9 protein-coding genes and 1 pseudogene are annotated in these 11,805 nt (G+C 73.3%); 8 read left to right on the top strand and 2 right to left on the bottom strand.

The features are described from left to right. Positions 1 to 92: 92 nt before the first annotated feature. The 8 genes from ACMXGY_RS07675 to ACMXGY_RS07640 all read left to right on the top strand — a co-directional run bounded on the left by ACMXGY_RS07675 (position 93) and on the right by ACMXGY_RS07640 (position 8,639). Positions 93 to 1,733, top strand: coding sequence for an acyl-CoA carboxylase subunit beta (locus ACMXGY_RS07675; protein WP_483776259.1), 1,641 nt, complete (start codon positions 93 to 95; stop codon positions 1,731 to 1,733). Positions 1,734 to 1,767: 34 nt separating this feature from the next. Then, the gene (locus ACMXGY_RS07670) at positions 1,768 to 2,286 is read left to right on the top strand and encodes a hypothetical protein (RefSeq protein WP_483776258.1); all 519 of its coding nucleotides are present in this window, start codon (positions 1,768 to 1,770) and stop codon (positions 2,284 to 2,286) included. Further along, entirely contained in the window at positions 2,283 to 2,543 is a 261-nt protein-coding gene (locus ACMXGY_RS07665; RefSeq protein ID WP_483776257.1) for an acyl-CoA carboxylase epsilon subunit, read from the top strand. Before ACMXGY_RS07670 ends, ACMXGY_RS07665 begins: the two co-directional genes overlap by 4 nt. After that, positions 2,540 to 3,223, top strand: coding sequence for a hypothetical protein (locus tag ACMXGY_RS07660; RefSeq protein WP_483776256.1), 684 nt, complete (start codon positions 2,540 to 2,542; stop codon positions 3,221 to 3,223). The genes ACMXGY_RS07665 and ACMXGY_RS07660 overlap by 4 nt, the downstream gene beginning before the upstream one ends. A 10-nt stretch (positions 3,224 to 3,233) precedes the next feature. Further along, positions 3,234 to 4,973, top strand: a complete 1,740-nt coding sequence (locus ACMXGY_RS07655) for a DUF885 domain-containing protein (protein WP_483776255.1) — start codon at positions 3,234 to 3,236, stop codon at positions 4,971 to 4,973. 71 nt (positions 4,974 to 5,044) lie between these two features. Further along, complete coding sequence (locus tag ACMXGY_RS07650; protein WP_483776254.1) at positions 5,045 to 5,965, top strand: AEC family transporter; 921 nt, start codon at positions 5,045 to 5,047, stop codon at positions 5,963 to 5,965. 21 nt (positions 5,966 to 5,986) lie between these two features. Continuing rightward, on the top strand, positions 5,987 to 6,658 hold the full coding sequence (locus ACMXGY_RS07645; RefSeq protein ID WP_483776253.1) for a Maf family protein: 672 nt from the start codon (positions 5,987 to 5,989) through the stop codon (positions 6,656 to 6,658). A 181-nt stretch (positions 6,659 to 6,839) separates the two neighbouring features. Then, positions 6,840 to 8,639: an acetyl/propionyl/methylcrotonyl-CoA carboxylase subunit alpha gene (locus tag ACMXGY_RS07640; protein ID WP_483776252.1), complete on the top strand. Its 1,800-nt coding sequence runs from the start codon at positions 6,840 to 6,842 to the stop codon at positions 8,637 to 8,639. A gap of 417 nt (positions 8,640 to 9,056) precedes the next feature. On the opposite strand, the gene ACMXGY_RS07635 is transcribed toward ACMXGY_RS07640, so the two are convergent. Together ACMXGY_RS07635 and ACMXGY_RS07630 are read right to left on the bottom strand one after the other, a co-directional pair. Continuing rightward, a complete protein-coding gene (locus tag ACMXGY_RS07635) occupies positions 9,057 to 10,394 on the bottom strand; it encodes an MFS transporter (RefSeq protein WP_483776251.1) in 1,338 nt (445 codons plus the stop codon). A gap of 155 nt (positions 10,395 to 10,549) precedes the next feature. Next, positions 10,550 to 11,785 (bottom strand): annotated as a pseudogene (locus ACMXGY_RS07630) (MFS transporter). Positions 11,786 to 11,805: the final 20 nt, after the last annotated feature.

Here is an 11,805-nt window from a genome sequence, read left to right as displayed (position 1 = left end):
CACCGCGTTGTCGACTCCCACCAACGGCCGACCCCACCGCACTGGCGCCGACCGCATCGAGTTGGTCCCACCCGCCAACTAGGCTCGGGTCCGTGACGGAATCTGCGACGACCCCTGCGGCGACCTCGCCCACGACCGAGTCTCCCGACGCTCCCCACCTCGTCGGCACGGCGGCGAAGCTCGCCGACCTCGACCGGCGGCGCGCCGAGGCGACCGAGCTGCCGGAGGAGGCGGCGCGGACCAAGCAGCACGCGCGCGGCAAGAAGACGGCGCGCGAGCGCATCGAGGCGCTGCTCGACGAGGGCAGCTTCGTCGAGCTGGACGCGTTCGCGAAGCACCGCTCGTACAACTTCGGGCTGGAGAAGAAGCGCCTGGCGGGCGACGGCGTCGTCGTGGGGCACGGCACGATCGACGGCCGTCAGGTGTGCGTGTACAGCCAGGACTTCACGGTGTTCGGCGGGAGCCTCGGCGAGGTGCACGGGCAGAAGATCACGAAGGTGCAGGACCTGGCGCTGCGCACGGGGGTGCCGCTGATCGGCATCTCGGACGGCGGCGGGGCGCGCATCCAGGAGGGTGTGGCGGCGCTGACGCAGTTCGCGGAGATCTTCCGCCGCAACGTGGCGTCGTCGGGTGTGATCCCGCAGATCTCGCTCATCCTCGGTCCGAGCGCGGGCGGTGCGGTGTACTCCCCCGCGCTGACCGACTTCATCGTCATGGCCGACAAGACGTCGAACATGTTCATCACGGGCCCTGACGTGATCCGCGCGGTCACGGGCGAGGACGTGGGCTTCGAGGAGCTCGGCGGCGGCCTGACGCACAACGAGAAGTCGGGGGTCGCGCACTACCTGGGCAGCGACGAGGACGACGCGATCGACTACGTGCGCCACCTCGTGTCCTACCTGCCGCAGAACAACCTCTCGGACGCGCCGTCGTTCCCGCCGGACGACGTCGAGCTCGACGTCACGGAGGAGGACCTCGAGCTCGACGCGCTGATCCCCGACTCGGACTCGCAGCCGTACGACATGCGCTCGGTGATCGAGCACGTGCTCGACGAGGGCGCGTTCCTCGAGGTGCAGCCGCTGTTCGCGAAGAACGTGCTCGTCGGGTTCGGGCACGTCGAGGGGCAGTCGGTCGGCGTGGTCGCGAACCAGCCGCTCGCGATGGCGGGCACGCTCGACATCGACGCGGCGGAGAAGGCGGCACGGTTCGTGCGCACGTGCGACGCGTTCAACATCCCCGTGCTCACGCTCGTCGACGTCCCGGGCTTCCTGCCGGGCGTGGACCAGGAGCACCAGGGCATCATCCGCCGCGGCGCGAAGCTCATCTACGCCTACGCGGAGGCGACGGTCCCGCTCGTCACGGTGATCACGCGCAAGGCGTACGGCGGCGCGTACATCGTCATGGGGTCCAAGCAGCTCGGCGCGGACGTCAACCTCGCGTGGCCGACGGCGCAGGTCGCCGTCATGGGCGCGGGTGGCGCGGTGAACATCCTGCAGCGGGCCGCGCTCAAGCGTGCGGCGGACGCCGGGGACGACGTCGACGCGGAGCGCGCCCGGCTCGTCGCCGAGTACGAGGACGCGATCGTCAACCCGTGGGACGCGGCCGAGCGCGGCTACGTCGACGCGGTGATCCGCCCGTCCGAGACGCGCGTGCAGGTGGTGCGAGCGCTGCGCGCGCTGCGCACCAAGCGCGCGAGCCTGCCCCCCAAGAAGCACGGCAACATCCCGCTGTGACCGCCGCGACGAGCTCCGTGAAGGAGGACCAGGAATGAGCCACGACGACGCCGCGCACGGCCCCGTGCCGCTCGGGTCGGTGGACCCGGCGCCGCTGCACGCCGCGGTCGACGCGCTCACGGCGGCGCTGCACGAGTACGTCGAGACCGCGGTCGGGGTGCGGGCCGAGTTCGGGGCGTCCGAGGCGGACGAGGACCCGCGGGTGCTCGCGCTCGAGAGCCGCATCGGCGCGCTCAACGCCCGGCTGTTCGACGAGCTCCACGGCTCGCTCGGCATCCACGCCGACCTCACGACGTCGGTGTGGGACCCGGGCGCCGACGAGGCGCCCGACGACGAGGACGCGTCGCCGGCGGACATCGAGGACGACACCTTCACCCTCGACTACGTCGTGATGACCCGGCCCGGCGGGCCGGAGCTCGACGACGTCGTCGGGCTCCTCGACCGGTGGGGCCACGAGGCGCGCGAGCGTCTCGTCGAGGCGGGCTACGCCGTCCCCGAGTGGGGCGTCGGGCGCGGCGCGGACGACCACGACCACGACGAGGACGACGAGTGAGCACGCCCGGGTCCGACGCCCCGAACGTGCGCGTCGTGCGCGGCGCGCCGGACGAGCTCGAGGTCGCCGCCCTCGTCGCCGGCCTCGCGGCGGCGGCCGCGGCAGGAGACCTGCCCGACGACGTCGCGCCCGTCGACGAGTGGACCAACCACGCGCGCGGGCTGCGTGGCGCCGGCGACGGCGCCACGGCGAAGAGCTTCGGCGGGCGCGCGGGGCGCCACAACGCCGACGCCTGGCGCTGGAGCCTGCGCTCGTGAGCGCACAGCCGCGCCGACGCCGTCTGCCCGAGCGAGCCGTGCTCGTCGAGCTGCCGGGCTCCGCGGAGGCCGTCGAGGCGGACCCGGAGACGCTTCCCGCCGGTGCGCCGGTCGCGGCGTGGCGCCGGTGGGGGTGGGCCGTCGCGTTCGTGCCGACCCTGGCGGCGATCGTGTACCAGCGCGTCGCGGCCGGCCGGGACTGGCCGGTCCCGGACGCCGTCGTCGTGGCGGCGACGCTCGGCCTGCTCGCCACGGCGCTCCTCGCGCTCGTGCGCTACCAGGACGACCGGTCCGCCGCGGCTCTCGACCGTGGTCGCGAGGCCCTGCTCACCGCGCCCGTGCGCACGACCGGCACCCTCACGCTCGAGGTCGGGGCGGACGGCGCGCGCCCCCAGGCCGACGGCGCCCAGGCGCTGCGAGGGACGCTCGTGGTGACCCCGGCGTCGGGCGAGGCGCTCGCGCGCCCGGTACGCGTCGTCGTCCCCGCGGAGGTCGAGGACCCACGGTCCGGCGACCCGGTCGCCGTCTGGCACGCCGCGCAGGACGAGGACGCGACCGGTGTTCTCCTCGTGCGCTACCACCGGGCGTGGGCGGACGACCTCGTCGCGGCGCTGCGTCGCCCCGCCGACGAGGATGCACCGCCCTCCACGGACGACGAGGGAGGCCCTCGCGCCGAGTAGTCTCGTCCGGGTGAGCGACACGACCACCACAGCTGCCGGCGCGTCCGCCGGGATCCCCGACCGCACACCCACGCCGATCGACGCCGTCGCCGAGGCGTACGTCAAGCGCGTCGCCGAGCTCGACCCGATCTCCGCGACCGCGATGGGACTCTCGGGTTACGACCACCTCGTCACCGACCTCTCCCCCGCAGGCCACGAGGCGCGCGCCGAGGCCGACCGCGCGGTGCTGCGCGAGCTCGACGGCCTCGAGCCGGTCGACGAGGTCGACCGCGTCACGCTCGCGGCGATGCGCGAGCGCGTCGGCCTGCAGCTCGAGCTGCACGAGGCGGGCGAGCCGCTCGCGAGCCTCAACAACATCGCGTCCCCCGTGCAGGAGCTGCGCGACGTCTTCGACATCATGCCGACGGGGACCGTCGAGGCGTGGGAGAACATCGCGTCGCGCCTGAACGGACTGCCCACCGCGATCGACGGCTACATGGCGTCGCTGACCGAGGCCGCAGCGCGAGGCAACGTCGCCGCGATCCGCCAGGTGCGCATCGGGGTCCAGCAGTCGCGCGAGCTCGCGGACGCCACGACCTCGTTCTTCACGACGTTCGTCGCCGGGCCCGAGGCCGACGCCGTCCTCGACGACTCTGCCGCGTGCTCGCTCGTGCGCAAGGAGCTGGAGCACGGCGCGACGGCGGCCCGCGAGGCGTACGGCCGGCTCGCCGACTTCCTCGAGACCAGCCTCGCGCCGCAGGCGCGCCAGGAGGACGCCGTCGGGCGCGAGCGCTACCGGCTCTTCTCCCGCACCTTCCTCGGCGCCGAGGTCGACCTCGACGAGACGTACGCGTGGGGCCTCGAGGAGCTCGCGCGCGTCGTCGCCGAGCAGGAGGAGATCGCGCGCCGCATCGCCGGCCCGGGCGCGAGCGTCGAGGACGCGGTCGCGGCGCTGGACGCCGACCCGTCCCGCAAGCTGCTCGGCACCGACGCCCTGAGGTCGTGGATGCAGGAGACGTCCGACGCCGCGATCACCGCGCTGAACGGCGTCAACTTCGACATCCCGACGCCCGTGCTCGACCTCGAGTGCATGATCGCGCCGACGCAGACCGGCGGGATCTACTACACGCCCCCGAGCGACGACTTCTCGCGACCCGGCCGCATGTGGTGGTCCGTCCCCGCGGACGTCACCGAGTTCAACACGTGGCGCGAGAAGACGACCGTCTTCCACGAGGGCGTCCCCGGCCACCACCTGCAGTGCGGCCAGGCCGTGTACGCGCGCGCGACGCTCAACACGTGGCGCCGCCTCGCGTGCTGGGTCTCGGGCCACGGCGAGGGCTGGGCCCTGTACGCCGAGCGCCTCATGGCGGACCTCGGGTTCCTCGACGACGACGGCGACCGGCTCGGCATGCTCGACGCGCAGCGCATGCGCGCCGCGCGCGTCGTGCTCGACATCGGCGTGCACCTCGGGCTCCCCGCACCGGAGGAATGGGGCGGCGGCACCTGGGACGCCGACAAGGCGCTCGCCTTCCTGCGCGCCAACGTCAACATGCCCGACTCGTTCGTGCGCTTCGAGCTCGACCGCTACCTCGGCTGGCCCGGCCAGGCGCCGTCGTACAAGGTCGGGCAGCGCCTGTGGGAGGCGACGCGCGACGACGCACGCGCGGCCGCCGAGGCCCGCGGCGAGACGTTCGACGCGAAGGCGTTCCACGAGCGCGCGCTGAACCTCGGTTCGGTGGGCCTCGACGTGCTGCGCGACGCGCTCGCGTGAGCCGAGCGCAGCTACGGTCCGTCGCCCTGGCGGGGGCGACGACGCCGACCGGTCCCCTCAGGGGCTGACGCGTGGGCGCCGTCCTCACCGGTTTCGCGATCATCGGCGTGGTCGTCGCCGCCGGGTACGTCACCGCGCGCCTCGGCATCGGCGGGCCCGAGGCGAGGACGGCGCTCAACCGGATCGGCTTCTTCGTCGCCAGCCCTGCTCTGCTCTTCACGGTGCTCGCGCGCGCCGACGTCGGTGAGCTGTTCCAGGCACCCCTCGCGGTCGCGGCGGCCTCGGCCGTCGTGACCGCGGGCGTGTTCGTCCTCTTCGACCGGCTGTGGCTGCGTCTGCCCGCGCCGGAGGCGACCATCGGCGCGGTCGGCTCCGGCTATGTGAACGCGAACAACATCGGCCTGCCCGTCGCGGTCTACGTGCTGGGCGACGCGACCGCCGTCGTGCCGGTGATCCTGCTCCAGCTCCTCGTCCTGGCGCCCGTCGCGCTCCTCGTGCTCGACGCGACGACGAGCGGACGGCTCTCGTGGCGGTTCGTCCTCGCGCAGCCGGTGCGCAACCCGATCATCCTCGGGTCGCTCGCGGGCGCCGTCGTGTCGGTGACCGGCTGGACGCCACCCGTGGCGGTCATGGCGCCGCTCGACATCCTGGGCGGAGCGGCGATCCCCATGATCCTGCTCGCGTTCGGCATGTCCCTGCACGGCACGAAGCCGCTGCGGCGCGGCGAGCCGCGTGCCGCCGTCGGCGTGGCGAGCGCGGCCAAGCTGCTCGTCATGCCGGTCGTCGCGTTCGTCGTGGCGCGGTTCGCGTTCGGGCTCGACGACGCCGTCGTGGCCTCCGCGGTCACGCTCGCCGCACTGCCGACCGCCCAGAACATCTACAACTACGCCGCGCGGTTCGGCCGGGGCGAGATCCTCGCGCGCGACACGATCCTCGTCACGACCCTGGGCTCGCCGGTCGTCCTCCTCGTCGCCGCCCTGCTCGTCGCGTAACCGGCCGGGTAGTCTGCGCGGGTGCCTCGCCTCGTCCTCGCCTCCCGCTCCCCCGCCCGCCTCGCGACGCTGCGGGCAGCGGGCGTCGAACCGCTCGTCCGCGTCTCGGGCGTCGACGAGGACGCGATCCTGCGGGCGGCCGCCGAGGCTCGCGACGGACTCGAGCCGGTCGACGCCGTGCTGGTCCTCGCGCGCGCGAAGGCGGAGGAGGTAGTGCGCGGCCTGACGGAAGAGGCCGCCGCCGAGGGCCTCGAAAGGACTGCTCCGGACGGGGCGCTCCTCGTGGGCTGCGACTCGATGCTGGAGCTGGACGGCGCGGTGCTCGGCAAGCCGGCGGACGCCGACGACGCGCGGGCCCGCTGGCGCGCGATGCGCGGCCGGGCGGGCGTGCTGCACACGGGCCACTGGCTCGTCGACCTGCGCGCTCCCGGGCCGGGCGGCACGGGTTCGGCGAGCGGCGCGACCAGCTCGACGACCGTCCACTTCGCCGACCTCTCGGACGAGGAGATCGACGCGTACGTCGCGACCGGCGAACCGCTGCACGTCGCGGGCGCGTTCACGGTCGACGGTCTCGGCGGTCCGTACGTCGAGCGCATCGAGGGCGACCACCACGGCGTCGTCGGCATCAGCCTGCCGCTGCTGCGCTCTCTGCTGCGCGGGGTCGGCGTCGCCTGGCACGAGCTGCGCTCCTGACCAGGCCCCGGCGCTCCGTTGTCGAGGGCGGACAACGACCGGTGCCTTGAGAGCCGCTGGAGCGCGCCGCTATGGAGGTTTCCTCCAATCGACCCCGACGTGCCTTGGTTGCTTCTCCAATCTTGCCCGGCACCCGGCCCGGGAGCGTGATCGCCGCCGCGCGCACGCGTTACCGTGAGCCGTGCCCGCGAACCCCTCCCGCCCCCTGCGCAAGGTCCTCGTCGCCAACCGTGGCGAGATCGCCGTCCGGATCGTCCGCGCCTGCGCCGACGCCGGCATCGCGTCCGTTGCGGTCTACGCCGACCCCGACCGGCAGGCGCTGCACGTGCACCTCGCCGACGAGGCGTTCGCGCTCGGGGGTGCGCGCGCCGCGGAGACCTACCTCGACATCGCCAAGCTGCTCGACGTCGCGCGCCGCTCCGGCGCCGACGCCGTGCACCCGGGGTACGGGTTCCTCGCGGAGAACGCCGAGTTCGCGCAGGCCGTCCTCGACGCCGGTCTCGTCTGGATCGGGCCGCCCCCGGCGGCGATCGAGGCGCTCGGCGACAAGGTGAGCGCGCGGCACATCGCGCAGCGCGCCGGGGCCCCGCTCGTCCCCGGCACCCCCGACCCCGTCGCCGACGCGAGCGAGGTGCACGCCTTCGCCGCCGCGAACGGTCTGCCCGTCGCGATCAAGGCCGCGTTCGGCGGTGGGGGCCGCGGGCTCAAGGTCGCGCGCACCGCCGACGAGATCGACGAGCTCTTCGAGTCCGCGGTCCGCGAGGCGACGGCGGCGTTCGGGCGCGGCGAGTGCTTCGTCGAGCGCTACCTCGACACCCCTCGGCACGTCGAGACCCAGTGCCTCGCGGACGAGCACGGCACCGTCGTCGTCGTCTCGACGCGCGACTGCTCGTTGCAGCGCCGCCACCAGAAGCTCGTCGAGGAGGCGCCCGCGCCGTTCCTCACCGCCGAGCAGGAGGCCGAGCTGTACAAGGCGTCCGAGGCGATCCTGCGCGAGGCCGGGTACGTCGGCGCGGGGACGTGCGAGTTCCTCGTCGGAGCCGACGGCACGATCTCCTTCCTCGAGGTCAACACGCGCCTGCAGGTCGAGCACCCCGTCTCCGAAGAGGTCACCGGCATCGACCTCGTGCGCGAGCAGCTGCGCATCGCCGCGGGCGAGGCGCTCGGCTACACGTCGACGCAGGTGCGCGGCCACTCGATCGAGTTCCGCATCAACGGCGAGGACCCGGCCGCGAACTTCCTCCCGGCCCCCGGCCGCATCACGCGCCTGCGCTTCCCGTCCGGTCCCGGCGTGCGCGTCGACTCGGGCGTCGTCGAGGGCGACACGATCTCCGGTGCGTTCGACTCCATGATCGCCAAGGTCATCGTCACTGGCGCCACGCGCGAGCAGGCCGTCCAGCGCGCACGCCGCGCGCTGCGCGAGCTCGAGGTCGAGGGCATCCCGACGGTGGTCCCGTTCCACCGCGCGGTGCTCGACGCCGAGGCGTTCGTCCCCGCGGGTGACGAGCCCTTCCGCGTCCACACCCGGTGGATCGAGACCGAGTTCGCCGACGAGCTCGCGGCCCTCGCCCCCGCGCCCGCGACCCCCGCCGACGAGGACGACGAGCCGCTCGCGACCGAGCGCGTCGTCGTCGAGGTCGGCGGCAAGCGCCTCGAGGTCGTCCTCCCTGCGGGGCTGGGCATGGCCGCGGGTCGTGCGCGCACCGCGAACGCCGCGCGCCGCCCCGCGCGTCGAGCCGCCACGAAGTCCAACGGTGCAGCGTCCGGCACGACTCTCGCGTCGCCCATGCAGGGCACGATCGTCAAGGTCGCGGTCGCCGACGGCGCCCAGGTCGCCGAGGGCGACCTCGTCGTCGTCCTCGAGGCCATGAAGATGGAGCAGCCCCTCCTCGCCCACCGCGCCGGAACGGTCCGCTCCCTCACCGCGGCGGCCGGCGCAAGCGTGAGCTCGGGCACCGCCATCTGCGAGATCGTCGACTGACCCTCCTCGGGGGCCCAGCCAGGTTCACGGCCCGCGTGGTCGGCATGGGTGCCGCAGGCTGGGTCGGGTTCACGACCCGCGTGGTCAGGGGGGTGGCGCGCTCGGGCTGCCGCGCCGTCGCCCCCGGTCGTTCGTCCTCGCTTCACGAGCGCGGCTCTACGCCCTTCGCACCCCACCCACCTGACCCGGCCCCGTCCCACCCCTGTCGGGGCGCGGCCCCCGCGACGACGACCGACCGTCGGCCGGCGGAGAAAGCCGATGCTGCGCCGTCGGGCCCGGCGACGGGGGCGAGCGGTGGGGGCGGACCGTGTGCGAAGGACGTCAAGGCGCGCTCGAGAGCGTGGGACGACAGACCACGGTGACGGCGCGCCAGTCCGGGCACATGGTCCGCTCGCACCGCGGACCCGACCCTCGCGGCTAGCGGGCCTCTCCGGCGGCCCGCATGGCGCGACGGCCCGAGGGGAGCGCGACGGCGATCGCGATGACCAGGAACATGAGGATCCCGGAGACGATCAGCAGGGACTCCACGGAGTACCGGTCGGCGAGCGGGCCGAAGACCACCATGCCGAGAGGCATGGAGACCGCCATGACGATGCCGACGAAGCCGAAGACACGGCCCTGGCGCTCGGGTTCGACGGTCTCCTGGAGCACGGTCATCGAGGTCGTGGAGAACGGCGGGACGGACAGGCCGAGCAGGAACATGAAGGCGAAGAAGACCCACATGTTCGTGGACAGGCCCATCCCGACGGAGAGCAGCCCGAACACGAACGTGGCGCCGACGATCATGGCGATGCGGTTCTTGAGCCCGCCCCAGGTGGCGAGCAGCACGCCGCCGAGGAGCATGCCGACGGAGAACGCGATCTCGTTGACGGTGAGCTTCCAGACCTCCTCGCCGAACGTGCGCGCGACCATGAGAGGCGTCAGGTAGGACGGCGCCACGATGAGCAGGAACACCACGGCGTAGAGCCCGAGGACCCAGCGCACGAACGGGTGCGAGCCGAGGTACCGGAATCCCTCGACGAGGTCGTCGAAGTACCCGGCGCGCTCGCCGTCGGCCGCGGCGCGCGCCAACGTCGGGACGGGGACGAGCAGGAGGAGGCCGATGCCGACGACGGCGGTGACGACGTCGATGAAGAACACCGCGACGATGGTCGTGCTCGCGTAGACGGCCGCCGCGACGGCCGGCGCGAGCAGCATCATGGCCGACTGGATCGACTGGTTGATCCCGTTGACCCGCATCAGCCGGCTCGTCGGCACGATCTGCGGGAGCAGCGCGGCGACGGCCGGCGTCTGGATCCCCGCGCCGGTCGAGCGGATCGCGAGGGCGGCGTAGATGAGCCACAGGTCGTCGGCGCCACCGAGCATGAGGAGCGCGAGGGCGAGCGTGGTCACGGCGATGGTGCCGTCCGCTGCGATGACGAGCGCCTTGCGGTTCACGCGGTCGGCCCACACGCCGCCGAAGATCGAGACGACGGCCTGGGGCAGGAAGCCGAAGAGCGTGCTCAGCGCGAGCACCGACCCGGACTTCGTCTCGATGGTCAGGTGCCACATGACGGCGTACTGCACCAGCATGGAGCCGAACAACGAGACGGTCTGCCCCGAGAGGAAGACGGTCGCGTCCCGACGCCATCGGGGCATCGCGAGCGTGTCGTCGGCGGGCGCGTCGGTCACGTCCGTCGCGGCCGCCGACCCGGTGACGGGCTGTGCCTCGCCGGGCACGGAGGTCGGGTCATTGTCGTACGGCGTATGGCTCACGGACACATCCTGCCGCGAGGGTCCGACACGGTCCACGGGATTCTCCGGAGAGCGGACGGGCCAGCTCGCTCGCCGACCGTGCCTCGTCGCCCGACGCACCACGGTGTCGCACCTGCCCACGGCGTCAGGTCACCTCGGCTCCTCGGCGCGAGGGTTCAGCTCGGCGCGGCCTCGGGGTCGGGTTCGGGGTCGGGTTCGGGGTCCACCGAACCTACGTGGGCGATGTGCGCGAGCTGCCGCCACACGAGCGCGAGGGTCAGCCCGGCCCCGAAGAACGCGAACCAGAAGGGTGCCGTGATGCCCCACGTCTCGGCGAGGACCCCGCCGAGCGCCTGCCCGAGGGCGATGCCGCCGAACACGCAGACCATGTACACCGAGCCGACGCGGCCCTGGAACTCGGTCGGCACGGCACGCTGACGGATCGTGCTGGACACCGTCCCCCACACGAACGCCTACGCACCGAAGACGACCATGATCACGAGCGCGACCCAGCCCGTCGTCGTGAGCGCGAGCGCGAGGTGCATGACGACCTCGAGCGAGAGGCAGACGCGCATGAGCAGGGCGAGGCTCGCGTGCCGCTCGAGCCATCCGAACGACGCGATGCCGAGGACGCCCCCGATCGCCGACGCGGTCGTGAGCAGACCGAAGCCGACCTCACCCATCTGCAGGTGGTCGAGCGCGTACTTCACGAGCACGCCCCACGGCGCGGCCCACGTGACGTTGAAGGCGAGGATGACGAGCGCGAGCGTGCGCACGGGCGCGTTGGAGAGGATCCACCGCACGCCCTCCGCGATGTCCTGCCGCACGTGGGTGTGCACGTCGCGGACGCCGCCGGGCGGCGTCGCGATGCGGCTCACCAGCACGACGGCGAGCGCGACGCACACGACCTGCACGACGAACGGCCACACCATCCCGGCCGCGAAGAGGAACGCCCCGACGGGCGGCCCGAGCAGCTGGTTGGCGGCGAGGAACCCTGCCTGCAGGCGCGCGTTGCCGGTGCCCAGGTCGCGCGGCTCGACGAGCATCGGCAGCAGCGTCTGGGACGCGGAGTCGGCGAAGACCTCGGCCACGCCGTAGAGGAACATCACGGCGAGCACGACGCCGATGCTCACGTGCCCCGTCGCGATCACGACGCACAGAGCCACCACGACGACTGCGCGCAGCGCGTTCGCGACCATGACGACGACGCGCCGGTCGAGCCGGTCCGCGAGCGCCCCCGCCCACAGCCCGAACAGGAGCCACGGCAGGCGCTGCAGGAGTGCGGCGAGAGCGACGAGGAACGCGGAGTCCGTCTGGGACGCGACGAGCAGCGGTCCTGCCGCCAGCGCTATCCCGTCGCCGACGTTGCTCACCCACGACGACGACAGCAACCAGCGGAAGCTGGTGCCCATGCGCCGTGGCGCGACGATCT

This window comes from Cellulosimicrobium sp. G4 BAM 1002 (assembly GCF_057126935.1).
Note: the sequence above shows the minus strand (reverse complement) of the source record. Positions and strands in the feature narration are given on the sequence as shown.

Bases quoted from the DNA above. Each gene is read 5' to 3' on its own strand.
- ACMXGY_RS07670 (WP_483776258.1), top strand. From the start codon at position 1,768: ATGAGCCACGACGACGCCGCGCACGGCCCCGTGCCGCTCGGGTCGGTG.